The organism is Streptomyces sp. NBC_00096, from assembly GCF_045041305.1.
In the GTDB taxonomy this organism is placed as follows: domain Bacteria; phylum Actinomycetota; class Actinomycetes; order Streptomycetales; family Streptomycetaceae; genus Streptomyces.
On the sequence record NZ_CP108221.1, the window covers coordinates 38,317 to 63,000 of the forward strand.

The 24,684-nt window shown below is 73.3% G+C and carries 22 protein-coding genes and 2 pseudogenes; 13 read left to right on the top strand and 11 right to left on the bottom strand.

The genetic code is table 11. The features are described from left to right. Positions 1 to 12 precede the first annotated feature (12 nt). The 3 genes from OG904_RS00170 to OG904_RS00180 are packed head-to-tail and all read right to left on the bottom strand — an operon-like array spanning position 13 to position 3,127. Positions 13 to 852 carry a sugar phosphate isomerase/epimerase family protein gene (locus OG904_RS00170; RefSeq protein ID WP_405486110.1) on the bottom strand — a complete coding sequence of 280 codons (840 nt, stop codon included), beginning with the start codon at positions 850 to 852 and terminating at the stop codon, positions 13 to 15. Beyond that, the gene (locus OG904_RS00175) at positions 849 to 2,006 is read right to left on the bottom strand and encodes a dihydrodipicolinate synthase family protein (protein ID WP_405486112.1); all 1,158 of its coding nucleotides are present in this window, start codon (positions 2,004 to 2,006) and stop codon (positions 849 to 851) included. The genes OG904_RS00170 and OG904_RS00175 overlap by 4 nt, the downstream gene beginning before the upstream one ends. Further along, positions 2,003 to 3,127, bottom strand: a complete 1,125-nt coding sequence (locus OG904_RS00180; protein ID WP_405497672.1) for a Gfo/Idh/MocA family protein — start codon at positions 3,125 to 3,127, stop codon at positions 2,003 to 2,005. The genes OG904_RS00175 and OG904_RS00180 overlap by 4 nt, the downstream gene beginning before the upstream one ends. Positions 3,128 to 3,395: 268 nt before the next feature. Between OG904_RS00180 and OG904_RS00185 the strand changes: the two genes are divergently transcribed. From OG904_RS00185 to OG904_RS00205, 5 genes are all read left to right on the top strand, one after another. After that, positions 3,396 to 4,490, top strand: coding sequence for a LacI family DNA-binding transcriptional regulator (locus tag OG904_RS00185; protein WP_405486114.1), 1,095 nt, complete (start codon positions 3,396 to 3,398; stop codon positions 4,488 to 4,490). Further along, positions 4,487 to 5,281 carry a sugar phosphate isomerase/epimerase family protein gene (locus tag OG904_RS00190; protein WP_405486116.1) on the top strand — a complete coding sequence of 265 codons (795 nt, stop codon included), beginning with the start codon at positions 4,487 to 4,489 and terminating at the stop codon, positions 5,279 to 5,281. The genes OG904_RS00185 and OG904_RS00190 overlap by 4 nt, the downstream gene beginning before the upstream one ends. Before the next feature lie 359 nt (positions 5,282 to 5,640). Then, on the top strand, positions 5,641 to 6,252 hold the full coding sequence (locus OG904_RS00195) for a TetR/AcrR family transcriptional regulator (RefSeq protein ID WP_405486118.1): 612 nt from the start codon (positions 5,641 to 5,643) through the stop codon (positions 6,250 to 6,252). Between the two features lie 39 nt (positions 6,253 to 6,291). Then, positions 6,292 to 6,675 carry a hypothetical protein gene (locus tag OG904_RS00200; RefSeq protein ID WP_405486120.1) on the top strand — a complete coding sequence of 128 codons (384 nt, stop codon included), beginning with the start codon at positions 6,292 to 6,294 and terminating at the stop codon, positions 6,673 to 6,675. A 40-nt stretch (positions 6,676 to 6,715) separates the two neighbouring features. Continuing rightward, the gene (locus OG904_RS00205) at positions 6,716 to 7,159 is read left to right on the top strand and encodes a PaaI family thioesterase (RefSeq protein WP_405486122.1); all 444 of its coding nucleotides are present in this window, start codon (positions 6,716 to 6,718) and stop codon (positions 7,157 to 7,159) included. A gap of 18 nt (positions 7,160 to 7,177) precedes the next feature. Here the strand turns inward: OG904_RS00205 and OG904_RS00210 are convergent, their stop codons facing one another. Then, positions 7,178 to 8,170, bottom strand: a complete 993-nt coding sequence (locus OG904_RS00210) for a hydroxyacid dehydrogenase (protein ID WP_405486124.1) — start codon at positions 8,168 to 8,170, stop codon at positions 7,178 to 7,180. A 419-nt stretch (positions 8,171 to 8,589) separates the two neighbouring features. Then, the gene (locus tag OG904_RS00215; protein ID WP_405486126.1) at positions 8,590 to 9,897 is read right to left on the bottom strand and encodes a substrate-binding domain-containing protein; all 1,308 of its coding nucleotides are present in this window, start codon (positions 9,895 to 9,897) and stop codon (positions 8,590 to 8,592) included. A 180-nt stretch (positions 9,898 to 10,077) separates the two neighbouring features. Between OG904_RS00215 and OG904_RS00220 the strand changes: the two are divergent. Then, positions 10,078 to 10,170: pseudogene (locus OG904_RS00220) on the top strand (hypothetical protein); the annotation flags it as partial. A 48-nt stretch (positions 10,171 to 10,218) separates the two neighbouring features. Here the strand turns inward: OG904_RS00220 and OG904_RS00225 are convergent. Further along, a pseudogene (locus tag OG904_RS00225) lies at positions 10,219 to 10,356 on the bottom strand (beta-galactosidase); the annotation flags it as partial. A 180-nt stretch (positions 10,357 to 10,536) separates the two neighbouring features. Here OG904_RS00225 and OG904_RS00230 point away from each other — a divergent pair. Further along, complete coding sequence (locus tag OG904_RS00230) at positions 10,537 to 11,844, top strand: substrate-binding domain-containing protein (protein ID WP_405486126.1); 1,308 nt, start codon at positions 10,537 to 10,539, stop codon at positions 11,842 to 11,844. Positions 11,845 to 12,263: 419 nt separating this feature from the next. Next, positions 12,264 to 13,256: a hydroxyacid dehydrogenase gene (locus tag OG904_RS00235; protein WP_405486124.1), complete on the top strand. Its 993-nt coding sequence runs from the start codon at positions 12,264 to 12,266 to the stop codon at positions 13,254 to 13,256. Positions 13,257 to 13,274: 18 nt separating this feature from the next. On the opposite strand, the gene OG904_RS00240 is transcribed toward OG904_RS00235, so the two are convergent. The 5 genes from OG904_RS00240 to OG904_RS00260 form a co-directional block, all read right to left on the bottom strand. Continuing rightward, positions 13,275 to 13,718, bottom strand: a complete 444-nt coding sequence (locus OG904_RS00240; RefSeq protein WP_405486122.1) for a PaaI family thioesterase — start codon at positions 13,716 to 13,718, stop codon at positions 13,275 to 13,277. Between the two features lie 40 nt (positions 13,719 to 13,758). Beyond that, entirely contained in the window at positions 13,759 to 14,142 is a 384-nt protein-coding gene (locus tag OG904_RS00245) for a hypothetical protein (RefSeq protein ID WP_405486120.1), read from the bottom strand. A gap of 39 nt (positions 14,143 to 14,181) precedes the next feature. Continuing rightward, positions 14,182 to 14,793 carry a TetR/AcrR family transcriptional regulator gene (locus tag OG904_RS00250; RefSeq protein ID WP_405486118.1) on the bottom strand — a complete coding sequence of 204 codons (612 nt, stop codon included), beginning with the start codon at positions 14,791 to 14,793 and terminating at the stop codon, positions 14,182 to 14,184. Between the two features lie 359 nt (positions 14,794 to 15,152). Next, a complete protein-coding gene (locus OG904_RS00255; protein ID WP_405486116.1) occupies positions 15,153 to 15,947 on the bottom strand; it encodes a sugar phosphate isomerase/epimerase family protein in 795 nt (264 codons plus the stop codon). Continuing rightward, positions 15,944 to 17,038: a LacI family DNA-binding transcriptional regulator gene (locus tag OG904_RS00260; RefSeq protein ID WP_405486128.1), complete on the bottom strand. Its 1,095-nt coding sequence runs from the start codon at positions 17,036 to 17,038 to the stop codon at positions 15,944 to 15,946. The genes OG904_RS00255 and OG904_RS00260 overlap by 4 nt, the downstream gene beginning before the upstream one ends. 268 nt (positions 17,039 to 17,306) lie before the next feature. Between OG904_RS00260 and OG904_RS00265 the strand changes: the two genes are divergently transcribed. The 5 genes from OG904_RS00265 to OG904_RS00285 all read left to right on the top strand — a co-directional run bounded on the left by OG904_RS00265 (position 17,307) and on the right by OG904_RS00285 (position 24,590). Then, positions 17,307 to 18,431 carry a Gfo/Idh/MocA family protein gene (locus OG904_RS00265; protein ID WP_405497672.1) on the top strand — a complete coding sequence of 375 codons (1,125 nt, stop codon included), beginning with the start codon at positions 17,307 to 17,309 and terminating at the stop codon, positions 18,429 to 18,431. Next, positions 18,428 to 19,585 carry a dihydrodipicolinate synthase family protein gene (locus OG904_RS00270; protein WP_405486112.1) on the top strand — a complete coding sequence of 386 codons (1,158 nt, stop codon included), beginning with the start codon at positions 18,428 to 18,430 and terminating at the stop codon, positions 19,583 to 19,585. The genes OG904_RS00265 and OG904_RS00270 overlap by 4 nt, the downstream gene beginning before the upstream one ends. Beyond that, a complete protein-coding gene (locus tag OG904_RS00275) occupies positions 19,582 to 20,421 on the top strand; it encodes a sugar phosphate isomerase/epimerase family protein (RefSeq protein ID WP_405486110.1) in 840 nt (279 codons plus the stop codon). The genes OG904_RS00270 and OG904_RS00275 overlap by 4 nt, the downstream gene beginning before the upstream one ends. A 59-nt stretch (positions 20,422 to 20,480) precedes the next feature. Continuing rightward, positions 20,481 to 22,874, top strand: a complete 2,394-nt coding sequence (locus OG904_RS00280) for a polysaccharide lyase 8 family protein (RefSeq protein WP_405486108.1) — start codon at positions 20,481 to 20,483, stop codon at positions 22,872 to 22,874. A 93-nt stretch (positions 22,875 to 22,967) separates the two neighbouring features. Further along, positions 22,968 to 24,590 carry a N,N-dimethylformamidase beta subunit family domain-containing protein gene (locus OG904_RS00285; protein WP_405486106.1) on the top strand — a complete coding sequence of 541 codons (1,623 nt, stop codon included), beginning with the start codon at positions 22,968 to 22,970 and terminating at the stop codon, positions 24,588 to 24,590. Positions 24,591 to 24,684: the final 94 nt, after the last annotated feature.

Below are 24,684 nucleotides of genomic sequence, written 5' to 3' on the forward strand. Positions count from 1 at the left end.
CCCCCCGCTACCTCACGCGACGTGCTCGCGGTAGCGGTCGATCACCTCCTGGAGCACCTCCCCACCGTCCCGGGCCCACAGCCCCGGATTGAAGATCTCCACCTCCACCGGCCCCAGATACCCGGCTGCGTCGGTCAGTTCACGGAAGGCCCGCAGGTCGATCGAGCCGTCGCCCAGCTGCCCCCGGCCCAGCAGCACGCCCTCGGGAAGCGGGGTCACCCAGTCGGCCACCTGGACCGACACGATCCGTCCGGCCTCGCCGGCCCGCAGCACCTCGGAGGGGAAGCGCTCGTCCCACCACAGGTGGTAGGCGTCGACGACCACGCCCACCTGCCGCGCCGGGAACCGCTCGGCGATGTCCAGGGCCTGGCCCAGGGTGGAGACCACGCAGCGGTCCGCCGCGTACATCGGGTGCAGCGGCTCGATCCCCAGACGCACCCCGTGCGCGGCGGCGTACGGGGCCAGGTCGCCCAGGATGCCGACGATCCGCTCCCGGGCTCCGCTCAGGTCCCGGTCCCCGTCCGGCAGCCCGCCCGAGACCAGGACCAGCGTGTCGGCGCCCAGCTCGGCGGCTTCCTCCACGGCCCGGCGGTTGTCTTCCAGAGCGGCTGCCCGTCCCACCGGATCGGCGGCAGTGAAGAAGCCGCCCCGGCACAGTGAGCTGACCCGCAGGCCGGCCCCGGCAATCAGTTTCGCGGTCTCCCGCACCCCGAACCGCCGTACCGGATCGCGCCACAGCCCGACCGCGCGGACCCCGGCCGCCGTGCAGCCGGCGACCAGCTCGGGCAGCGACCACTGCCGGACCGTCTCCTGGTTCAGGCTGAACCGGTCGGGCGCCGGCGCCGGGCTCACGAGGTCACCCCGTGCAGGGCCAGCAGCTGCCGCATCCGGCCCTCGGCGAGCTCAGGGTCCGGGAACAGGCCCAGGTCGTCGGCCAGTTCGTACGCGGTGCACAGATGGGGAAGGGAGCGGGCCGAGTGCAGTCCGCCCACCATCGCGAAGTGCCCCTGGTATCCCGCCAGCCAGGCCAGCAGCACCACGCCCGTCTTGTAGTAGCGGGTGGGCGGCGCGAACAGGTGCCGGGACAGCGCCACCGTCGGATCCAGCAGCTCGCGGAACCCCGCGGCGTCGTCCTGGTCGAGGGCGAGCGCGGCCCGCGCCGCGATCGGGGCGATCGGATCGAAGATGCCCAGAAGGGCGTCGCTGGCCAGCTCCCCGTCCCCGGCGATCAGCTCCGGATAGTGGTAGTCGTCGCCCGTGTAGCAGCGCACGCCCGCCGGCAGCCGCCGCCGGATCTCCACTTCGCGCCCCGCGTTGAGCAGCGAGACCTTGATCCCGTCGACCTTTTCCGGATACTCCGAAATGATCTTCAGGAAGACGTCCGTGGCCTCGTCCAGGTCCTCGTGGCCCCAGTACCCCTCCAGCGCGGGGTCGAACATCGGCCCCAGCCAGTGCAGGACGACCGGCCGGGAACTCTGCCTCAGCAGCCGCCCGTACACCTCCAGGTAGTCCTCCGGGCCGCGCGCCGCCGTGGCCAGGGCCCGCGAGGCCATGAGCACCGCCGGTGCCCCGCAGGCCTCCACGTGCGCCAGCTGCTCCTCGTACGCCGCGGTCACGGCGGCCAGGGAATGCGCGGTGTCCGGAGCCAGCTGATCGGTCCCCGCCCCGCAGACGATCCGGCCGTCCACCGAGCGGGCCTCGGCGGTCGACCGGCGGATCAGCTCCGCCGCGACCGGCCAGTCCAGGCCCATCCCGCGCTGCGCCGTGTCCATGGCCTCGGCGACCCCGAGGCCCTGGGCCCACAGCCGGTGCCGGAAGGCCAGCGTGCTCTCCCAGTCGATCACCGGCTCCGCTTCGGACGAGGCGAACAGCGGGTCGGCGACCACGTGCGCGGCCGAATAGAAGGTGCGGCTGCGGGCCGGGCCGCAGGCCAGCGGCGCCAGCGGGGCGGCGACCGGCGAGTGGAGCCGGAATCCGCCGTCCACCGAGGGCAGTCGGATGCTCACAACGCCACCTCCGGTACCACGAGCCGCCGGCCCTCGGCGGAGGAGCGGAGCCCGAGATCGGCGAGCTGCACCCCGCGGGCCCCGGCCAGCAGGTCCCACTGCCAGGGCTCGTCCAGGACGACGTGGCGCAGGAACAGCTCCCACTGGGCTTTGAAACCGTTGTCGGCAGGGCTGTTGTCCGGAACCTCCTGCCACTGGTCCCGGAACCGCTCGGTCAGCGGCAGGTCCGGATTCCACACCGGCTTCGGAGTCGCCGCACGGTGCTGGATCCGGCAGCCGCGCAGCCCCGCGACGGCCGAGCCGTGCGTGCCGTCGACCTGGAACTCCACCAGCTCGTCGCGGTTGACCCGGACCGCCCAGGAGGAGTTGATCTGAGCGACCGCGCCGCCCTCCAGCTCGAAGATCCCGTACGCCGCGTCGTCCGCGGTGGCCTCGTACGGCTTGCCCTCCTCGTCCCAGCGGCGGCCGATGTGGGTGCGTGTCAGCGCCTGCACCGTGCGGACCCGGCCGAACAGCTCGTGCAGCAGGTACTCCCAGTGCGGGAACATGTCGGCGACGATGCCCCCGCCGTCCTGAGTCCGGTAGTTCCACGAAGGGCGCTGCGCGGGCTGCCAGTCGCCTTCGAAGACCCAGTACCCGAACTCGCCGCGCACGGACAGGATCTCGCCGAAGAAGCCGCCGTCGATGAGCCGCTTCAGCTTCAGCAGACCCGGCAGGAACAGCTTGTCCTGCACCACTCCGTGCTTGATCCCGGCCGCGTCGGCCAGCCGGGCCAGCTCCAGGGAGGACTCGAAGGTGAGGGCGGTGGGCTTCTCGCAGTACACGTGCTTGCCGGCCGCTATGGCCTGCCGCACGGCAGCCTCGCGGGCTCTGGTGACCTGGGCGTCGAAGTAGATCTCGACCTCGGGGTCGGCCAGCACCGCCGGCAGGTCCGTGCTCACGTGCTCCAGCCCGTGCTCTTCGGCGATGGCCCGAAGGGCCGCCTCGCGGCGGCCGACCAGCACCGGCTCCGGCCACAGCACCGTGCCGTCGCCGAGGTCGAGCCCGCCCTGCTCGCGCAGTGCGAGCAGGGAGCGGACCAGGTGCTGGCGGTATCCCATCCGCCCGGTGACGCCGTTCATGGCGATCTTGATCGTCCTGCGCTGCACGGTGTCCCCCTCCTTCGTCTTGTGCGGTGTCGCTTGTGCGGTATTGCCCGTGGGGTGTTGCTCGTGTGGTGTTGCAGGGAAAGCAGGATAGAAAGCGCTTTCACTGCCATCAGGCTAGGGCCGGGCAACATGACGGTGCAAGACTCGTACGGGTGATAGAAAGCGCTTTCTCCATCGGCGACTATGGAGATCCACACGCCGGATGAGACGATGACCCGGGACGGATCGGAAGGAGGGGACGATGGCGGTCACACTCGCCGAAGTGGCGGCGCACGCGGGCGTATCGCCCGCCACGGTCTCGCGCGTGATGAACGGCGGATACCCGGTGGCAGGCGCCACCCGTACCCGCGTGGAGCAAGCGGTCGAGGACCTCGGCTACATCGCCAACGGCCCCGCGAGGGCTCTCGCCGCCGCGACCTCCGACCTCGTCGGCGTCCTCGTCCACGACGTCGCCGACAGCTTCTTCGGGATCCTCGCCGGATCCCTGCAGAGCGCCCTCACCTCCGGCGGCCAGGGCGACGCGCGCCGGCTCGCCGTCGTCTGCAACACCGAGGGAGCCCCGGCCGCCGAGCTCGACTACCTCGCCCTCCTGGAGGGCCAGCGGGCCGGCGGGGTCGTCCTGACCGGCGGCGCCGTCGAGGAACCGGACCACACCCGGGCGCTCACCGCCCGGCTCGCGCGCATCGCGGCCACCGGCGCCCCGGTGGTGCTGTGCGGACGCCCGCCGCTGCCCCTGCCCGCGGGACTTCCCGTCGCCACCGTCATGTTCGACGACCGGGGCGGCGCCTTCCGGCTCACCGAGCACCTGCTGACGCTCGGCCACCGGCACATCGCCTACGTCGCCGGCCCGCCCGGACTGAGCACCACCCGGGAACGCCTCGCCGGACACCGGGACGCCCTGCGCCACCACGACCCCGAACTGCCCGGGCGATGCGCCGACCTCACCGTGCACGCGGGGTTCGAGCGCTCCGCCGGATACGACGCCACCCGTGAACTGCTCCGCCGGGGCGCCCCCGTCACCGCCGTGGCCGCCGCCAACGACACCGTCGCCACCGGGGTCGCCGCCGCCCTGCGCGAGGCGGGCCTGCGGATACCCGAGGACGTCTCCGTCGCCGGCTTCGACGACCTGCCCGTCTGCATCGACACCGCGCCCACCCTCACCACCGTGCGGATCCCGCTGCGCGAGGCGGGCGTGCTCGCCGCCCAGTACGTCACGGGTCGCAGAGCCCCTGCCCCCGGCGGCATCACCACGCTCCCCGCCGAGCTGATGGTGCGCGCCTCCACCGCACCGCCGCCCGCCGGGCCGCCCGCCGCGACCGGAGGGACCCGCCCGTGAGGTACGCCTTCTCCACCCTCGGTCTGCCCGGCACCCCGCTGGAGCGCAGCGCCGCCCTCGCCGCCGCCCACGGCTACCAAGGCCTCGAACTGCGGGCCCATCCCGAGGAGCCCCTGCACCCCGGCAGTTCCGCCGCCGACCGAGCGGCCGGCCTGCGCACCCTGGCCTCCGCCGGTGTCACCGTGCTCGGCGTCGCGGGGTACGCCCAGGTGGCCGCCGCCGGCGCCGACGAGCCCGTACTCACCGAGATCCATGCCCTGGTCCGGCTCGCCGCCGATCTCGAAGCCCCGTACGTCCGGGTCTTCCCCGGCGGTGGTGAACTGCCCCCGGCGGCCGCCGATGCCCATGCGGTCCGCCGGCTCCGGGCGGCCGCGCCCTTCGCCGAGCAGCACGGGGTGCGGATCCTGCTGGAGACCCACGACTCCCATCGCACCGGGGCCGCGACGGCCCGGGTGCTCGACCGGGTCGGGCATCCGGGCGCGGGCGCGCTGTGGGACGTACTGCACACCTGGCTCGGGGGCGAAACCTCCGCCGAGTCGGTCCGGGCCCTCGCCGGGCATCTGGGATACACGCAGGTCAAGGACGTGCGGTCCGCGCAGGAGCTGACCCCGCTCGGGCTGGGCGCGGGAGCGCTGCCGCTCGCCGAGGCCGTGGCCCTCGTGCCGGAACAGGGCTGGCTCTGCTGGGAGTACGAAAAGCGCTGGTATCCGGGCGCCGCCGAACTGCCGGGGCAGCTCGCGCGGGGCCGGGAACATTTGGAGGCACTGACCCGGGCGGCCTCGGCCGGGTAGGGGAGGGTGAGTCGTCCGGTCAGGCGGCAGGGCAGGCTGGGTAGGCCGGGTAGGGCAAGGCCGATCCGGGCCGGGCAGGGCCGGGCAGGGTCGAGCCGCGCAGGGCCGGGCAGGGCCGGGCGAGGTCGAGCCGCGCAGGGCCGGGCCGGGCGTGGGAGAGCAAGGTCGGGTCGAGCCGGGCGTGGCCGCTGTGGTTGCGTCATCTTGTGGGCGCGTTCAGGGGTCGGTGGCCGATCGGGTCCTCGTCGACGGTGAACGGCCACCGCCACCCCTCTTGCATGTTCTATGGCATACCCCATAAGTTACCGCCAGGTAGACCGCTCGGCGGGTCACATCGTCGTCGGGAAGGGGTGGGGCGGATGAGTCCGCGCAAGACTGACAGCCGCGACCGGATGGTCCTCAGCGCCGCCGTCCTCCTACGTGAGTACGGGGCGAGCGGAACCAGCATCGACCGGGTGCTCGCCCACAGCGGAGCCCCTCGGGGCTCGGTGTACCACCACTTCCCCGGCGGGCGGACACAGCTCATCGACGAGGCGGTGGCGCTGGCAGGGGACTTCATCGCGGGTCTGCTCGACGCCATCACACAGGCCGATGATCCGGTGGACGCCATCGACGCCTTCTTCGTGCTGTGGCGCGACCGGCTCGTGGAGAGCGGCTTTCGGGCCGGCTGCCCGATCGTGGCGGTGGCCGTGGAGACCAACGACGACGCACCCCAGCTCGCCCGCTCCGCCGCCGCGGTCTTCGCCCGCTGGCAGGATGCCCTCGCCGCCCTGTTCGTCCGGCACGGTCTGACCGGGGAACGCAGCCGGAGGCTGGGTTCCTTCATCATCGCCGCGGTCGAAGGCGCGGTGATCATGTGCCGGGCCGAGCAGAGCACCGCCCCGATCGAGGCGGCCGCCGCCGAGATCCACGATCTGCTCCGGTATGCCCTGCGGGACCGCCGCGAGGCCGGCCCCCTGCCCAGGCCGTAGCCCGCACCCGCTTCAGCTGCACCGTCCGAAGGAGTCGTCATGCCCTCGCTCGACCGCCAGGCCAACGGGCCGGACCTGGACTGGTTGTGCGCCCATGCCGACCAGCACCAGGACGACCACGTCGCCGCTGTCCCCTGCACCCCCGGCGTGGCCGCCCCCATCGGGACCCGGCCGCCGCCGCAGACCGCGTACGACGGCGTGCTCGCCAGCCGCCGCTACGGCGGCGCCGACACCGAGTCCACCGGCATCGTCGACCGGGCGCTCCCCAAGGGCGCCGTGCTCTCCACCACCGGCGAACTCGCCAAGGCACAGCGGGACAAGGCCGGCGACACCGCGGGCGGCATCAAGGCCCGCATCTACGCCCCCGCGCCGGTTGCCCCGGCCGCCCTGCGCGACACCGCGCGGCAGCCCCTCCCGGCCTGACGGACACCCCCGCACGACCATCCACCCAAGGAGAACGACCATGACCACCACTGACCTCGCCGCCATGACGGGCCTGGAACTGATGCGCTGGGTGCAGACCGAACGCCCCACCGACATCCCCTCCATCGGCCGGCTGCTCGGCATGCGTTTCGACGAGGTGGAGCACGGCCGCGTCGTCGTCTCCCTCGACACCCGCCCCGACTTCGCCAACCCCCTCGGCACCGTCCACGGCGGCATCGCCGCCACCCTCCTCGATTCCGCCATGGGCTGCGCCGTCCACACCACCCTTCCCGCCGGCACCGGCTACACCACCCTCGAACTCAAGGTCAACTACATCCGCGCCGCCCGCACCGACGGACAGGTGCTCACGGCCGAGGGCGCCGTCATCCACGCCGGCCGCCGTACGGCCACCGCCGAGGGCAAGGTGGTGGACGAGCGGGGCAAGCTGATTGCCCACGCCACCACCACGTGCATGATCTTTTAAGCGCCTGGCGGTTCCGGGTCAGGCCGAGTAGGGGAGCCGGGCCCGGTCGACGGGGTGGCGGAAGGCCAGGCCCCGGGCATAGCGCTCCAGTTCCTCGACGGCGGTCACCGCCAGTCGGTCCAGCTCCCCGCCCAGCGAACCCGCCACATGCGGGGTGAGCAGTACGTTCGGCAGGTTGTAGAGCGGGGAGACGGCAGGCAGCACTTCCGGTTCGGTGTGGTCGAGTACGGCGCACAGCCTGCCGGAGAGCAGCTCCGCGGTCAGCGCCGCGGTGTCGACGAGCGAGCCGCGCGCGGTGTTCACGAGGGTGGCGCCGTCCGGCATCAGGGCCAGCCGGGAGGCGTCCAGCAGGCGGCGGGTCTGCGGCAGCTCGGGCGCGTGCAGGCTCACCACGTCGCTGCGGGACAGCAGTTCGTCCAGCGGGACGGCCTCGGCGCCCAAGTCGGCGAGCTCAGCCGGATCCGCGTACGGATCGTGCACGAGTACCCGCAGGTCGAAGGGGCGCAGCAGTTCCAGTACGCGGCGGCCGATGAGGGAGGCGCCGACCAGGCCGACGGTGCGCCGGTAGTTGCCGACGGCGGGGTAACGGCCCAGCAGGTCCATGGGGCCGCGGGTCGCCCGGTAGGCGTGTGCGGACTCCAGAACGCGCTTGTTGGAGAAGAGGATCGCGGCGAGCGTGTACTCCGCCACCGGCAGGGCGTTCACAGCGGCGGCGCTGGAGACCAGCAGTCCGCGATCCCAGCAGGCCGGGGTGACATGGTGCTTGACGCTGCCGGCGGCGTGCACGACGGCCCGGAGCCGCGGCATCAGACCCAGGGCCTCCGCGTCCAGCGGAGGGCACCCCCACCCGGTGAACAGCACCTCGGCCGCGGCCAGCCGGTGGCGCAGGGCGTCCCCGGTGGAAGCGGAGCCGAAGTCCGTGACGAGCAGACCGGGATCCACGTCGGCGACCCGCAGCAGCTCGGGCAGGATCCGGCCGCCGAGTACGGCGTCCCGGGTGCCGGGGCTCATGGCCAGCACGGTGACGGGCCGGCGGGGAGCGGAGGCCGGGAGGCCAGGGGAGCCCGGGGAGTCGGGCGAGGGGGAAACGGAGCAGGAATCAGGGGCGGCGGACAAGGAGGAAGAAGAGGAGGAAGAGGAAGAGGAAGAGGAAGAGGCGGGGTGGGTCACGTGACGGCTCCTGCGGTGAGATCCGAAGTCCTGCCAGGCGGCCCGCGGCGGTGAGGCGGGGATGAACAGGAAGATGGTCACAAACCCCGGCCGCGGCGCCGGGAACGACACGTGGGCGAAGGCGCGCCGCCCCCGCGGGACGGGATGGGGCCCCGGGGCCGCCGCTCCCCAAAGAGGCGGCCCCGGTGCTGTTCAGGAGCCCCATCCTTGGCACGCATGATCATGTCGTCAAGAGCGAGTCGGCAATTCGATCGAAACGCTCATTCGGAGCCGGACGCTCCGCCCTTCTGCGGGCGGATCGTCAGCCGGGGCAGCAGCTCGAGATGCTGCCGCGGTCCCTCCCGCCCGGCCCCGGAACCCACGGCCTCCAGCCGGTCGAGCAGCAGACCTGCCGCCCTTGCCCCGACCTCGCGCTTTGCCGGAGCCACGGCCGACAGCGGTACGTCGGCCAGTCCGGCCACCTCGTCGTCGTACGTGATCACCGCCAGGTCCTCAGGGACCCGCACCCCCCGCGCCTGGAGCCGTGGGATCAGCATGATGGCGTCCGTGTCGCTGTGGATCAGGGCGGCGGTCACCCCGCCCTCCGTCACCGCCGCGCACAAGTAGTCCAGCGTCCGCACGAACGCCTCCGCCTCCGAGCCCGGCCCCGGCCCGAAGGCGCTGCCCGCCCCCGAGTCCGGGTCCCGGTCGGAGTTCCGGTCCGGGTCCCGGTCCGAGTCCGCACCCGGCCCGGCCGCGGGCCACGGCGGCGCCGGCTCGAGCCCGAGCGCGCTCACGGCCGCCGCGAACCCGGCCCGCAGCCGCCCCGAGGTCGGCGTCTCCCGACTGGCCAGCGCGATCCGCCGGTGCCCCTGCTCCGCCAGGTGCTGCACGGCCCGCGCCGCGCCGTGCGCGTGGTCGGAGGCGACCCGGTCCAGGGCCGCGGCCGGGTGTCCCGGCGGAGCCCAGCGTTCCACCAGGACGGTCGGCACCGGCAGTTCCGCCGTCCACGCCCCCTCGCCGGGCCCGGGCGACCCGGCGTTCCAGTTCGGGGTCAGCAGCAGCCCGTCCGCCCCCGTGGACAGCAGCCGGTCCGCCTGCGTCCGGTCCTCGCCCGCCAGATACCGGGTCAGCCCCACGGTGAGCCGCGCGCCCCGCGCTTCGACCACCTCGCGGGCGCCCCGCACGACGTCGGCGTAGTAGTACTCGGTGGTCGGCACGACCATCCCGATCACCAGCCCGCCGCCGCCCCGGGCACCCGCGCCGCCGCCCCGGGCACCCGCGCCGCCGCCCCGGGCACCCGCGACGCCACCCCGGCCACCGCCGTCACCCGCACGGTCCGCGCCGCCCGCTCCCGCCCACGCCCCGGTCGACAGGACACCGGCACCGGCGGCCGGAGCGGCATCCAGCCTGCTGATCACCCCGTGCATCCGCAGGATCTCGCCGCGCGCCGCCATCGCCTCCACGTCCCTGCGCAGGGTCACGGGGGAGACGCCCAGTTCCCGGGCGAGATCCGCCACGCGCACACTGCCCCGTGCCCGGACGAGCTCCAGCACCCGGGCCTGGCGCCGGTCGACATGTGGTCTCAAGGATCCCCCTGCGGTCTGCGAGGCGCGGTGCTCCCATCATAGGAGCCGGGTGGAGCCGGATCCGATCGATTCGATCGAATCCGATCAGCCGGTCATTGACGGCGCGGACCGCACGTTCATATATTCGGCCACGTCCCGCACCTCACGGCAGCATCTCGACCTCTCCCGGGGAGTCAGCGCATGCTCACGCACGACCAGGACGGCTTCCGGCGCGCAGACCGCCCCCACCGGATCGTTTCGGGGGCACTGCACTACTTCCGGGTCCACCCCGAACTGTGGGAGGACCGCCTCACCCGGCTGCGTGCCATGGGTGTCAACGGTGTTGACGCCCATGGCACGCAGCCGGGTGAGGCGGTCCTCCCACAGTTCGGGGTGGACCCGGAAGTAGTGCAGTGCCCCCGAAACGATCCGGTGGGGGCGGTCTGCGCGCCGGAAGCCGTCCTGGTCGTGCGTGAGCATGCGCTGACTCCCCGGGAGAGGTCGAGATGCTGCCGTGAGGTGCGGGACGTGGCCGAATATATGAACGTGCGGTCCGCGCCGTCAATGACCGGCTGATCGGATTCGATCGAATCGATCGGATCCGGCTCCACCCGGCTCCTATGATGGGAGCACCGCGCCTCGCAGACCGCAGGGGGATCCTTGAGACCACATGTCGACCGGCGCCAGGCCCGGGTGCTGGAGCTCGTCCGGGCACGGGGCAGTGTGCGCGTGGCGGATCTCGCCCGGGAACTGGGCGTCTCCCCCGTGACCCTGCGCAGGGACGTGGAGGCGATGGCGGCGCGCGGCGAGATCCTGCGGATGCACGGGGTGATCAGCAGGCTGGATGCCGCTCCGGCCGCCGGTGCCGGTGTCCTGTCGACCGGGGCGTGGGCGGGAGCGGGCGGCGCGGACCGTGCGGGTGACGGCGGTGGCCGGGGTGGCGTCGCGGGTGCCCGGGGCGGCGGCGCGGGTGCCCGGGGCGGCGGCGCGGGTGCCCGGGGCGGCGGCGGGCTGGTGATCGGGATGGTCGTGCCGACCACCGAGTACTACTACGCCGACGTCGTGCGGGGCGCCCGCGAGGTGGTCGAAGCGCGGGGCGCGCGGCTCACCGTGGGGCTGACCCGGTATCTGGCGGGCGAGGACCGGACGCAGGCGGACCGGCTGCTGTCCACGGGGGCGGACGGGCTGCTGCTGACCCCGAACTGGAACGCCGGGTCGCCCGGGCCCGGCGAGGGGGCGTGGACGGCGGAACTGCCGGTGCCGACCGTCCTGGTGGAACGCTGGGCTCCGCCGGGACACCCGGCCGCGGCCCTGGACCGGGTCGCCTCCGACCACGCGCACGGCGCGGCGCGGGCCGTGCAGCACCTGGCGGAGCAGGGGCACCGGCGGATCGCGCTGGCCAGTCGGGAGACGCCGACCTCGGGGCGGCTGCGGGCCGGGTTCGCGGCGGCCGTGAGCGCGCTCGGGCTCGAGCCGGCGCCGCCGTGGCCCGCGGCCGGGCCGGGTGCGGACTCGGACCGGGACCCGGACCGGAACTCCGACCGGGACCCGGACTCGGGGGCGGGCAGCGCCTTCGGGCCGGGGCCGGGCTCGGAGGCGGAGGCGTTCGTGCGGACGCTGGACTACTTGTGCGCGGCGGTGACGGAGGGCGGGGTGACCGCCGCCCTGATCCACAGCGACACGGACGCCATCATGCTGATCCCACGGCTCCAGGCGCGGGGGGTGCGGGTCCCTGAGGACCTGGCGGTGATCACGTACGACGACGAGGTGGCCGGACTGGCCGACGTACCGCTGTCGGCCGTGGCTCCGGCAAAGCGCGAGGTCGGGGCAAGGGCGGCAGGTCTGCTGCTCGACCGGCTGGAGGCCGTGGGTTCCGGGGCCGGGCGGGAGGGACCGCGGCAGCATCTCGAGCTGCTGCCCCGGCTGACGATCCGCCCGCAGAAGGGCGGAGCGTCCGGCTCCGAATGAGCGTTTCGATCGAATTGCCGACTCGCTCTTGACGACATGATCATGCGTGCCAAGGATGGGGCTCCTGAACAGCACCGGGGCCGCCTCTTTGGGGAGCGGCGGCCCCGGGGCCCCATCCCGTCCCGCGGGGGCGGCGCGCCTTCGCCCACGTGTCGTTCCCGGCGCCGCGGCCGGGGTTTGTGACCATCTTCCTGTTCATCCCCGCCTCACCGCCGCGGGCCGCCTGGCAGGACTTCGGATCTCACCGCAGGAGCCGTCACGTGACCCACCCCGCCTCTTCCTCTTCCTCTTCCTCTTCCTCCTCTTCTTCCTCCTTGTCCGCCGCCCCTGATTCCTGCTCCGTTTCCCCCTCGCCCGACTCCCCGGGCTCCCCTGGCCTCCCGGCCTCCGCTCCCCGCCGGCCCGTCACCGTGCTGGCCATGAGCCCCGGCACCCGGGACGCCGTACTCGGCGGCCGGATCCTGCCCGAGCTGCTGCGGGTCGCCGACGTGGATCCCGGTCTGCTCGTCACGGACTTCGGCTCCGCTTCCACCGGGGACGCCCTGCGCCACCGGCTGGCCGCGGCCGAGGTGCTGTTCACCGGGTGGGGGTGCCCTCCGCTGGACGCGGAGGCCCTGGGTCTGATGCCGCGGCTCCGGGCCGTCGTGCACGCCGCCGGCAGCGTCAAGCACCATGTCACCCCGGCCTGCTGGGATCGCGGACTGCTGGTCTCCAGCGCCGCCGCTGTGAACGCCCTGCCGGTGGCGGAGTACACGCTCGCCGCGATCCTCTTCTCCAACAAGCGCGTTCTGGAGTCCGCACACGCCTACCGGGCGACCCGCGGCCCCATGGACCTGCTGGGCCGTTACCCCGCCGTCGGCAACTACCGGCGCACCGTCGGCCTGGTCGGCGCCTCCCTCATCGGCCGCCGCGTACTGGAACTGCTGCGCCCCTTCGACCTGCGGGTACTCGTGCACGATCCGTACGCGGATCCGGCTGAGCTCGCCGACTTGGGCGCCGAGGCCGTCCCGCTGGACGAACTGCTGTCCCGCAGCGACGTGGTGAGCCTGCACGCGCCCGAGCTGCCGCAGACCCGCCGCCTGCTGGACGCCTCCCGGCTGGCCCTGATGCCGGACGGCGCCACCCTCGTGAACACCGCGCGCGGCTCGCTCGTCGACACCGCGGCGCTGACCGCGGAGCTGCTCTCCGGCAGGCTGTGCGCCGTACTCGACCACACCGAACCGGAAGTGCTGCCTGCCGTCTCCCCGCTCTACAACCTGCCGAACGTACTGCTCACCCCGCATGTGGCGGGTTCGCTGGGCGGGGAGCTGGACCGACTGGCGGTGACCGCCGTCGAGGAACTGGAGCGCTATGCCCGGGGCCTGGCCTTCCGCCACCCCGTCGACCGGGCCCGGCTCCCCTACTCGGCCTGACCCGGAACCGCCAGGCGCTTAAAAGATCATGCACGTGGTGGTGGCGTGGGCAATCAGCTTGCCCCGCTCGTCCACCACCTTGCCCTCGGCGGTGGCCGTACGGCGGCCGGCGTGGATGACGGCGCCCTCGGCCGTGAGCACCTGTCCGTCGGTGCGGGCGGCGCGGATGTAGTTGACCTTGAGTTCGAGGGTGGTGTAGCCGGTGCCGGCGGGAAGGGTGGTGTGGACGGCGCAGCCCATGGCGGAATCGAGGAGGGTGGCGGCGATGCCGCCGTGGACGGTGCCGAGGGGGTTGGCGAAGTCGGGGCGGGTGTCGAGGGAGACGACGACGCGGCCGTGCTCCACCTCGTCGAAACGCATGCCGAGCAGCCGGCCGATGGAGGGGATGTCGGTGGGGCGTTCGGTCTGCACCCAGCGCATCAGTTCCAGGCCCGTCATGGCGGCGAGGTCAGTGGTGGTCATGGTCGTTCTCCTTGGGTGGATGGTCGTGCGGGGGTGTCCGTCAGGCCGGGAGGGGCTGCCGCGCGGTGTCGCGCAGGGCGGCCGGGGCAACCGGCGCGGGGGCGTAGATGCGGGCCTTGATGCCGCCCGCGGTGTCGCCGGCCTTGTCCCGCTGTGCCTTGGCGAGTTCGCCGGTGGTGGAGAGCACGGCGCCCTTGGGGAGCGCCCGGTCGACGATGCCGGTGGACTCGGTGTCGGCGCCGCCGTAGCGGCGGCTGGCGAGCACGCCGTCGTACGCGGTCTGCGGCGGCGGCCGGGTCCCGATGGGGGCGGCCACGCCGGGGGTGCAGGGGACAGCGGCGACGTGGTCGTCCTGGTGCTGGTCGGCATGGGCGCACAACCAGTCCAGGTCCGGCCCGTTGGCCTGGCGGTCGAGCGAGGGCATGACGACTCCTTCGGACGGTGCAGCTGAAGCGGGTGCGGGCTACGGCCTGGGCAGGGGGCCGGCCTCGCGGCGGTCCCGCAGGGCATACCGGAGCAGATCGTGGATCTCGGCGGCGGCCGCCTCGATCGGGGCGGTGCTCTGCTCGGCCCGGCACATGATCACCGCGCCTTCGACCGCGGCGATGATGAAGGAACCCAGCCTCCGGCTGCGTTCCCCGGTCAGACCGTGCCGGACGAACAGGGCGGCGAGGGCATCCTGCCAGCGGGCGAAGACCGCGGCGGCGGAGCGGGCGAGCTGGGGTGCGTCGTCGTTGGTCTCCACGGCCACCGCCACGATCGGGCAGCCGGCCCGAAAGCCGCTCTCCACGAGCCGGTCGCGCCACAGCACGAAGAAGGCGTCGATGGCGTCCACCGGATCATCGGCCTGTGTGATGGCGTCGAGCAGACCCGCGATGAAGTCCCCTGCCAGCGCCACCGCCTCGTCGATGAGCTGTGTCCGCCCGCCGGGGAAGTGGTGGTACACCGAGCCCCGAGGGGCTCCGCTGTGGGCGAGCACCCGGTCGATGCTGGTTCCGCTCGCCCCGTACTCACGTAGGAGGACGGCGGCGCTGAGGACCATCCGGTCGCGGCTGTCAGTCTTGCGCGGACTCATCCGCCCCACCCCTTCCCGACGACGATGTGACCCGCCGAGCGGTCTACCTGGCGGTAACTTATGGGGTATGCCATAGAACATGCAAGAGGGGTGGCGGTGGCCGTTCACCGTCGACGAGGACCCGATCGGCCACCGACCCCTGAACGCGCCCACAAGATGACGCAACCACAGCGGCCACGCCCGGCTCGACCCGACCTTGCTCTCCCACGCCCGGCCCGGCCCTGCGCGGCTCGACCTCGCCCGGCCCTGCCCGGCCCTGCGCGGCTCGACCCTGCCCGGCCCTGCCCGGCCCGGATCGGCCTTGCCCTACCCGGCCTACCCAGCCTGCCCTGCCGCCTGACCGGACGACTCACCCTCCCCTACCCGGCCGAGGCCGCCCGGGTCAGTGCCTCCAAATGTTCCCGGCCCCGCGCGAGCTGCCCCGGCAGTTCGGCGGCGCCCGGATACCAGCGCTTTTCGTACTCCCAGCAGAGCCAGCCCTGTTCCGGCACGAGGGCCACGGCCTCGGCGAGCGGCAGCGCTCCCGCGCCCAGCCCGAGCGGGGTCAGCTCCTGCGCGGACCGCACGTCCTTGACCTGCGTGTATCCCAGATGCCCGGCGAGGGCCCGGACCGACTCGGCGGAGGTTTCGCCCCCGAGCCAGGTGTGCAGTACGTCCCACAGCGCGCCCGCGCCCGGATGCCCGACCCGGTCGAGCACCCGGGCCGTCGCGGCCCCGGTGCGATGGGAGTCGTGGGTCTCCAGCAGGATCCGCACCCCGTGCTGCTCGGCGAAGGGCGCGGCCGCCCGGAGCCGGCGGACCGCATGGGCATCGGCGGCCGCCGGGGGCAGTTCACCACCGCCGGGGAAGACCCGGACGTACGGGGCTTCGAGATCGGCGGCGAGCCGGACCAGGGCATGGATCTCGGTGAGTACGGGCTCGTCGGCGCCGGCGGCGGCCACCTGGGCGTACCCCGCGACGCCGAGCACGGTGACACCGGCGGAGGCCAGGGTGCGCAGGCCGGCCGCTCGGTCGGCGGCGGAACTGCCGGGGTGCAGGGGCTCCTCGGGATGGGCCCGCAGTTCGAGGCCTTGGTAGCCGTGGGCGGCGGCGAGGGCGGCGCTGCGCTCCAGCGGGGTGCCGGGCAGACCGAGGGTGGAGAAGGCGTACCTCACGGGCGGGTCCCTCCGGTCGCGGCGGGCGGCCCGGCGGGCGGCGGTGCGGTGGAGGCGCGCACCATCAGCTCGGCGGGGAGCGTGGTGATGCCGCCGGGGGGCAGGGCTCTGCGACCCGTGACGTACTGGGCGGCGAGCACGCCCGCCTCGCGCAGCGGGATCCGCACGGTGGTGAGGGTGGGCGCGGTGTCGATGCAGACGGGCAGGTCGTCGAAGCCGGCGACGGAGACGTCCTCGGGTATCCGCAGGCCCGCCTCGCGCAGGGCGGCGGCGACCCCGGTGGCGACGGTGTCGTTGGCGGCGGCCACGGCGGTGACGGGGGCGCCCCGGCGGAGCAGTTCACGGGTGGCGTCGTATCCGGCGGAGCGCTCGAACCCCGCGTGCACGGTGAGGTCGGCGCATCGCCCGGGCAGTTCGGGGTCGTGGTGGCGCAGGGCGTCCCGGTGTCCGGCGAGGCGTTCCCGGGTGGTGCTCAGTCCGGGCGGGCCGGCGACGTAGGCGATGTGCCGGTGGCCGAGCGTCAGCAGGTGCTCGGTGAGCCGGAAGGCGCCGCCCCGGTCGTCGAACATGACGGTGGCGACGGGAAGTCCCGCGGGCAGGGGCAGCGGCGGGCGTCCGCACAGCACCACCGGGGCGCCGGTGGCCGCGATGCGCGCGAGCCGGGCGGTGAGCGCCCGGGTGTGGTCCGGTTCCTCGACGGCGCCGCCGGTCAGGACGACCCCGCCGGCCCGCTGGCCCTCCAGGAGGGCGAGGTAGTCGAGCTCGGCGGCCGGGGCTCCCTCGGTGTTGCAGACGACGGCGAGCCGGCGCGCGTCGCCCTGGCCGCCGGAGGTGAGGGCGCTCTGCAGGGATCCGGCGAGGATCCCGAAGAAGCTGTCGGCGACGTCGTGGACGAGGACGCCGACGAGGTCGGAGGTCGCGGCGGCGAGAGCCCTCGCGGGGCCGTTGGCGATGTAGCCGAGGTCCTCGACCGCTTGCTCCACGCGGGTACGGGTGGCGCCTGCCACCGGGTATCCGCCGTTCATCACGCGCGAGACCGTGGCGGGCGATACGCCCGCGTGCGCCGCCACTTCGGCGAGTGTGACCGCCATCGTCCCCTCCTTCCGATCCGTCCCGGGTCATCGTCTCATCCGGCGTGTGGATCTCCATAGTCGCCGATGGAGAAAGCGCTTTCTATCACCCGTACGAGTCTTGCACCGTCATGTTGCCCGGCCCTAGCCTGATGGCAGTGAAAGCGCTTTCTATCCTGCTTTCCCTGCAACACCACACGAGCAACACCCCACGGGCAATACCGCACAAGCGACACCGCACAAGACGAAGGAGGGGGACACCGTGCAGCGCAGGACGATCAAGATCGCCATGAACGGCGTCACCGGGCGGATGGGATACCGCCAGCACCTGGTCCGCTCCCTGCTCGCACTGCGCGAGCAGGGCGGGCTCGACCTCGGCGACGGCACGGTGCTGTGGCCGGAGCCGGTGCTGGTCGGCCGCCGCGAGGCGGCCCTTCGGGCCATCGCCGAAGAGCACGGGCTGGAGCACGTGAGCACGGACCTGCCGGCGGTGCTGGCCGACCCCGAGGTCGAGATCTACTTCGACGCCCAGGTCACCAGAGCCCGCGAGGCTGCCGTGCGGCAGGCCATAGCGGCCGGCAAGCACGTGTACTGCGAGAAGCCCACCGCCCTCACCTTCGAGTCCTCCCTGGAGCTGGCCCGGCTGGCCGACGCGGCCGGGATCAAGCACGGAGTGGTGCAGGACAAGCTGTTCCTGCCGGGTCTGCTGAAGCTGAAGCGGCTCATCGACGGCGGCTTCTTCGGCGAGATCCTGTCCGTGCGCGGCGAGTTCGGGTACTGGGTCTTCGAAGGCGACTGGCAGCCCGCGCAGCGCCCTTCGTGGAACTACCGGACTCAGGACGGCGGGGGCATCGTCGCCGACATGTTCCCGCACTGGGAGTACCTGCTGCACGAGCTGTTCGGCCGGGTCCGCACGGTGCAGGCGCTGACACGCACCCACATCGGCCGCCGCTGGGACGAGGAGGGCAAGCCGTACGAGGCCACCGCGGACGACGCGGCGTACGGGATCTTCGAGCTGGAGGGCGGCGCGGTCGCTCAGATCAACTCCTCCTGGGCGGTCCGGGTCAACCGCGACGAGCTGGTGGAGTTCCAGGTCGACGGCACGCACGGCTCGGCCGTCGCGGGGCTGCGCGGCTGCCGGATCCAGCACCGTGCGGCGACTCCGAAGCCGGTGTGGAATCCGGACCTGCCGCTGACCGAGCGGTTCCGGGACCAGTGGCAGGAGGTTCCGGACAACAGCCCTGCCGACAACGGTTTCAAAGCCCAGTGGGAGCTGTTCCTGCGCCACGTCGTCCTGGACGAGCCCTGGCAGTGGGACCTGCTGGCCGGGGCCCGCGGGGTGCAGCTCGCCGATCTCGGGCTCCGCTCCTCCGCCGAGGGCCGGCGGCTCGTGGTACCGGAGGTGGCGTTGTGAGCATCCGACTGCCCTCGGTGGACGGCGGATTCCGGCTCCACTCGCCGGTCGCCGCCCCGCTGGCGCCGCTGGCCTGCGGCCCGGCCCGCAGCCGCACCTTCTATTCGGCCGCGCACGTGGTCGCCGACCCGCTGTTCGCCTCGTCCGAAGCGGAGCCGGTGATCGACTGGGAGAGCACGCTGGCCTTCCGGCACCGGCTGTGGGCCCAGGGCCTCGGGGTCGCCGAGGCCATGGACACGGCGCAGCGCGGGATGGGCCTGGACTGGCCGGTCGCGGCGGAGCTGATCCGCCGGTCGACCGCCGAGGCCCGCTCGGTGGACGGCCGGATCGTCTGCGGGGCGGGGACCGATCAGCTGGCTCCGGACACCGCGCATTCCCTGGCCGCCGTGACCGCGGCGTACGAGGAGCAGCTGGCGCACGTGGAGGCCTGCGGGGCACCGGCGGTGCTCATGGCCTCGCGGGCCCTGGCCACGGCGGCGCGCGGCCCGGAGGACTACCTGGAGGTGTACGGGCGGCTGCTGAGGCAGAGTTCCCGGCCGGTCGTCCTGCACTGGCTGGGGCCGATGTTCGACCCCGCGCTGGAGGGGTACTGGGGCCACGAGGACCTGGACGAGGCCACGGACGTCTTCCTGAAGATCATTTCGGAGTATCCGGAAAAGGTCGACGGGATCAAGGTCTCGCTGCTCAACGCGGGGCGCGAAGTGGAGATCCGGCGGCGGCTGCCGGCGGGCGTGCGCTGCTACACGGGCGACGACTACCACTATCCGGAGCTGATCGCCGGGGACGGGGAGCTGGCCAGCGACGCCCTTCTGGGCATCTTCGATCCGATCGCCCCGATCGCGGCGCGGGCCGCGCTCGCCCTCGACCAGGACGACGCCGCGGGGTTCCGCGAGCTGCTGGATCCGACGGTGGCGCTGTCCCGGCACCTGTTCGCGCCGCCCACCCGCTACTACAAGACGGGCGTGGTGCTGCTGGCCTGGCTGGCGGGATACCAGGGGCACTTCGCGATGGTGGGCGGACTGCACTCGGCCCGCTCCCTTCCCCATCTGTGCACCGCGTACGAACTGGCCGACGACCTGGGCCTGTTCCCGGACCCTGAGCTCGCCGAGGGCCGGATGCGGCAGCTGCTGGCCCTGCACGGGGTGACCTCGTGAGCCCGGCGCCGGCGCCCGACCGGTTCAGCCTGAACCAGGAGACGGTCCGGCAGTGGTCGCTGCCCGAGCTGGTCGCCGGCTGCACGGCGGCCGGGGTCCGCGCGGTCGGGCTGTGGCGCGATCCGGTACGGCGGTTCGGGGTGCGGGAGACCGCGAAACTGATTGCCGGGGCCGGCCTGCGGGTCAGCTCACTGTGCCGGGGCGGCTTCTTCACTGCCGCCGATCCGGTGGGACGGGCAGCCGCTCTGGAAGACAACCGCCGGGCCGTGGAGGAAGCCGCCGAGCTGGGCGCCGACACGCTGGTCCTGGTCTCGGGCGGGCTGCCGGACGGGGACCGGGACCTGAGCGGAGCCCGGGAGCGGATCGTCGGCATCCTGGGCGACCTGGCCCCGTACGCCGCCGCGCACGGGGTGCGTCTGGGGATCGAGCCGCTGCACCCGATGTACGCGGCGGACCGCTGCGTGGTCTCCACCCTGGGCCAGGCCCTGGACATCGCCGAGCGGTTCCCGGCGCGGCAGGTGGGCGTGGTCGTCGACGCCTACCACCTGTGGTGGGACGAGCGCTTCCCCTCCGAGGTGCTGCGGGCCGGCGAGGCCGGACGGATCGTGTCGGTCCAGGTGGCCGACTGGGTGACCCCGCTTCCCGAGGGCGTGCTGCTGGGCCGGGGGCAGCTGGGCGACGGCTCGATCGACCTGCGGGCCTTCCGTGAACTGACCGACGCAGCCGGGTATCTGGGGCCGGTGGAGGTGGAGATCTTCAATCCGGGGCTGTGGGCCCGGGACGGTGGGGAGGTGCTCCAGGAGGTGATCGACCGCTACCGCGAGCACGTCGCGTGAGGTAGCGGGGGGGGCGGACAACCCGGGGGGCCGGAGCGTTTCAGTCAAAGGAGACTGCGATGACAGATGTGTGGAGCCGCCGTGCCTTCCTCACGGCGGTGGGCGGAAGTGTGGTGCTGCTCGGCACTCCGGCCTTCCAGGCGGCCGCCGGGACGGTGACATCGGTCCACGAGGCCATGCGCACGGTGTGGCAGGGGCTCGTCCTGGGGGCTCCGTTCTCCCCCACAGCGGAGCCGTTCCGCACCCGGCTGGCGGCACTGGGCGCGCAGGCGGGGCAGTGGCGCTCCGCCATGGCCCCGGCCACCGGATCGCTCTGGCCCGACCAGGTGTTCACCACGGACCCCGAATGGCTGGCACAGAGCTACTACCGGCTGCGCGGCATGGCGGAGGCCTACGTCCGGCCCGGGACGGGGCTCACCGGCGACGCCGCACTGCGCACGGCCGTACTGACGGGGCTGGATCATCTCCACGCCCAGGCCTACAACGCCGGCCAGACGCGGTACGGCAACTGGTGGTGCTGGCAGATCGGCGCCCCACAGGCGCTGCTCGACACCGTCGTCCTGATGTACGGCCAGTTGTCCGCCTCCCAGCTCGCGGACTACTGCGCCGCCGTGGACCATTTCGTGCCCGATTCCTCGGTCGGCGCGTACACGGGGACGAGTACCGGAGCGAACCGGGTGGACCTGTGCCGGGTGCTCGCGCTGCGCGGCGTGGTCGGCGGGGACGACGCGAAGATCGCCCTGGCCCGGGACGCGCTCTCACCGGTCTTCCCGTACGTCACCACCGGTGACGGGCTCTACCGGGACGGATCCTTCGTCCAGCACTTCTACGTCGCGTACACCGGCTCGTACGGGGCGGTGATGCTCGGCGGACTGGGCATGCTTTTCGGCCTGTTGAAGGGGACGGCGTGGGAGGTCACGGACCCCGGCGCGCAGACCGTCTTCGACGCGGTCGAGCACGCGTGGGCGCCGTTCCTCTTCAACGGGCTGATCATGGACGCGGTGTCGGGGCGGGCGCCCAGCCGCGGCGTCCAGGTAGCCGATCCCCTCCGGATCCAGACGGACGACCACACCCGCGGGCACGCCGTACTCGCCGCGATCCTGCTCCTCGCCGAAGGCGCGAGCAGTGCCGAACGGGCCTGCTGGCGGGCCCTGGTGAAGGGCTGGGTGGCACGGGACTACTACAGTCCCCCGTCGGCGGATGCCACGCAGACCCTGTCGGCCCTGGCCAGGCTCTCCGAGGTCGCGGCGGACACCGCGGTGACGGCCGCGCCTGAACCGGTGGCGCACCGGCTGTTCCCCTCGATGGACCGGGCGGCGCACCGGCGGCCGGGCTGGGCGGCCTCCCTGTCCATGTCCTCGAAGCGGATCACGCACTACGAGACGGGCAACGGCGAGAACCTGCGCGGCTGGCACACCGGCAGCGGCATGCTCTGCTGGTGGGGCTCCAGCTACGGGAACGGCCAGTACTCGGACGCGTTCTGGCCCACGGTCGATCCGTACCGGCTGCCGGGGACGACCGTGTCGCGCAAGGTGCTCGCCGACGGCGCGGGCGGCGACTGGGGGGCCTCCCGGCCGGACGCCACCTGGGTGGGGGGTACGACGGACGGAGAGTTCGCCTCGGTGGGCCAGCACCTCAAGGGGCTGGGGAGCACCCTCACGGCCCGCAAATCGTGGTTCTTCCTGGACGACACGGTGGTCTGCCTGGGCGCGGGGATCAGTGCCACCGACGGCACCGCGGTCGATACGGTCATCGACAACCGGAATCTGGGCGCGGCCGGGAGTCACGCACTGACCGTCGGCGGCACGGTCCAGCCGGCCGCCCTGGGCTGGACCGCTTCCTTCCCCGGGCCCGGATGGGCGCACCTGGCGGGCTTCGGCGGGTACGTGATGTCGGGGTCTGGCACCTTCAGGGCGCTGCGGGAGGCCCGCACCGGCCGGTGGAGCGATATCAACCGGAGCTCCTCCACCACGGCCCTGACCCGGCGGTACCTGACCCTCTGGTACGACCACGGGACGGATCCGGCCGGCGGCAGTTACGTCTACCAGCTGATGCCCGGCGCCTCGGCCGCCCAGACCTCGGCGCGGTCCGCCGCCACGGGATGGCTCACGGTGCTCTCCAACAACGTGACCGCCCAGGGTGTGGCGGTGGGCTCGCTCGGCTTCACGGGGGTCAACTTCTGGCAGGCCGCGACGGTCGGCACCCTGTGGGCGAGCGCGCCGTGTTCGGTGACGGTGCGGGAGCCCGGCGACGGCACGGCAGCGCTCCGCGTCTCGGACCCGACCCGCACCCTGACGGCGCTGACCTTGGTGTGGAACCGGCCCGTGGCCCAGGTGCTGACCCGGGCGGCGAGCGTGGTCTCGGCAACCACCGGGGCCACGCTCCAGCTGGGCTTCGGCAGCCTCACCGCGCTGGAAGGGGCCGGCCAGGAGGTGGTGGTCCGGTTGGGGTGACTTCCAGGCTCCGGGCGCGCTCTCCTGACCGGATCCCCGGCCGAGCGCGGGGCGGTAGATGTGTAGGCCACACGGTGACATAGCGTGCCCTTCATGGATCAGGAGCACATAGCCGGGGACGGCGAAGGCGCGGGCAGGCGGCGGTTCCTCGCCCTGGCGACGGGGGCGGCGGCCACCGCCGCCGGGCTGGGGGCCGTGGCCGGCTGCGCGAACGGGGACGCCGGGGAGGCGGAGGGGGCGGGGCCCGGCCCGAGCCCCAAGCCTGCCGGCTCTCCGGAGAAGGACGGGCCGCACGGCTTCGACGTCAAGGCCGAGAACGCCCGCCCGGGGAACGCCGACTGGCAGGTCACCAAGGCCGGGCCGGCGCGGGCCATCGAGGGCTTCGCCGACAGGGTCAGCGTCCTGCCCGGCGAGCCCTTCGGCCTGCACGTCTCCACCACCGCGCCCCGGTTCACCGTCTCCGCCTACCGCATGGGCTGGTACGGCGGGGCCCGGGCCCGGCTGGTCTGGCGGTCCGAAGCCCTGCCCGGGGTGCGTCAGCCCGACCACACGGTGGATTCCGGGACCCGCATGGTCCGCACCCGGTGGACCCGTAGCGCCACCGTCGAGACGAAGGACTGGCCCGAAGGCTGCTACCTGCTCCGCCTCGACGCGCAGGGCGGAGAGGGCCAGCGCTTCGTCCCCGTCACCGTGCGGTCCGCCGGCGCGTCAGGACGTACCGTCGTCGTCAACGCGGTGGCGACCTGGCAGGCGTACAACCGGTGGGGCGGCTACGGCAGTTACGACGGCCCCAGCGGCGGCTACGCCTCCCGCTCGCTCGCCGTGACCTTCGACCGGCCCTACGAGTACGACGACGGCGCGGGCCTGTTCCTCGTCTACGAGGCCCCGCTGCTCGCGCTCGCCGAGCGGCTCGGCATCCCCCTGGGCTACACGACGACCACCGACGTGGCCCGGGAGAAGCGGCTGCTGGAAGGCGCTTCGGCGGTCCTGTCCCTCGGGCACGACGAGTACTGGTCGCCCGAGCAGCGCGCGCACTTCACCGCCGCCCGGGACGCCGGCACCAACATCGCGATCCTCGGTGCGAACTGCTGCTACCGCCGGATCCGGCTGGAGGCCTCCGACCTGGGACCGGACCGCACGGTGGTCTGCTACAAGTCCTCCTACGACCAGGACCCCGGTTTCAAACGCGGCCACCCGGCCACCGTCGACTTCCGTTCCCCGCCCGCCGCGGACCCGGAGAGCTCGCTGCTCGGCGTGATCTACGACGGCTACCCGGTGGACGCCCCGTACGTGGTGACCAACCCGGGCCACTGGCTCTTCGAGGGCACCGGCGCCAAGGCGGGCGACACGTTCGCGCACCTGGTCGGCGTGGAGTACGACAAGGTCAACACCGGTTTCACGACCCCCCGCCCGATCGAGATCCTGGCCCACTCCCCCGTGGTCTGCGAGGGCCGTCCCAGCCACCAGGACACGGCGTACTACACGGTGCCGAGCGGCGCCGCCGTCCTCGCGACCGGAACGATGCGCTGGGTCGAGGCCCTCGACGCGAAGGGCGACGGCCGCAGCGGCGCCAACCACGGCCTGGACGCACGCTCGGGCGCCCTGACCACACGGGTGACGGAGAACCTGCTGCGCGCCTTCGCCGCGGGCCCGGCGGGACGGACGCATCCGGCGCAGGACAACGTGAAGGCGGTGTACGGGGGTTCGGGGAGCTGATCCGGAGGCCCGAGGGCCGCTCAGACGGGTGCGGCGCCCGGGCCGGCACCGGCGTCGGGCAGGCCCTCGCCCTCGGGGAGGAAGGACGGATGAC

Excerpts from the sequence above, each read along its gene's own strand:
- OG904_RS00265 (WP_405497672.1), top strand. The coding sequence starts at position 17,307 with ATGAACGGCGTCACCGGGCGGATGGGATACCGCCAGCACCTGGTCCGC.
- OG904_RS00180 (WP_405497672.1), bottom strand. The coding sequence starts at position 3,127 with ATGAACGGCGTCACCGGGCGGATGGGATACCGCCAGCACCTGGTCCGC.
- OG904_RS00260 (WP_405486128.1), bottom strand. The coding sequence starts at position 17,038 with ATGGCGGTCACACTCGCCGAAGTGGCGGCGCACGCGGGCGTATCGCCC.
- OG904_RS00205 (WP_405486122.1), top strand. The coding sequence starts at position 6,716 with ATGACCACCACTGACCTCGCCGCCATGACGGGCCTGGAACTGATGCGC.
- OG904_RS00240 (WP_405486122.1), bottom strand. The coding sequence starts at position 13,718 with ATGACCACCACTGACCTCGCCGCCATGACGGGCCTGGAACTGATGCGC.
- OG904_RS00195 (WP_405486118.1), top strand. The coding sequence starts at position 5,641 with ATGAGTCCGCGCAAGACTGACAGCCGCGACCGGATGGTCCTCAGCGCC.
- OG904_RS00245 (WP_405486120.1), bottom strand. The coding sequence starts at position 14,142 with ATGCCCTCGCTCGACCGCCAGGCCAACGGGCCGGACCTGGACTGGTTG.
- OG904_RS00280 (WP_405486108.1), top strand. The coding sequence starts at position 20,481 with ATGACAGATGTGTGGAGCCGCCGTGCCTTCCTCACGGCGGTGGGCGGA.
- OG904_RS00200 (WP_405486120.1), top strand. The coding sequence starts at position 6,292 with ATGCCCTCGCTCGACCGCCAGGCCAACGGGCCGGACCTGGACTGGTTG.
- OG904_RS00235 (WP_405486124.1), top strand. The coding sequence starts at position 12,264 with ATGAGCCCCGGCACCCGGGACGCCGTACTCGGCGGCCGGATCCTGCCC.
- OG904_RS00250 (WP_405486118.1), bottom strand. The coding sequence starts at position 14,793 with ATGAGTCCGCGCAAGACTGACAGCCGCGACCGGATGGTCCTCAGCGCC.
- OG904_RS00285 (WP_405486106.1), top strand. The coding sequence starts at position 22,968 with ATGGATCAGGAGCACATAGCCGGGGACGGCGAAGGCGCGGGCAGGCGG.
- OG904_RS00185 (WP_405486114.1), top strand. The coding sequence starts at position 3,396 with ATGGCGGTCACACTCGCCGAAGTGGCGGCGCACGCGGGCGTATCGCCC.
- OG904_RS00210 (WP_405486124.1), bottom strand. The coding sequence starts at position 8,170 with ATGAGCCCCGGCACCCGGGACGCCGTACTCGGCGGCCGGATCCTGCCC.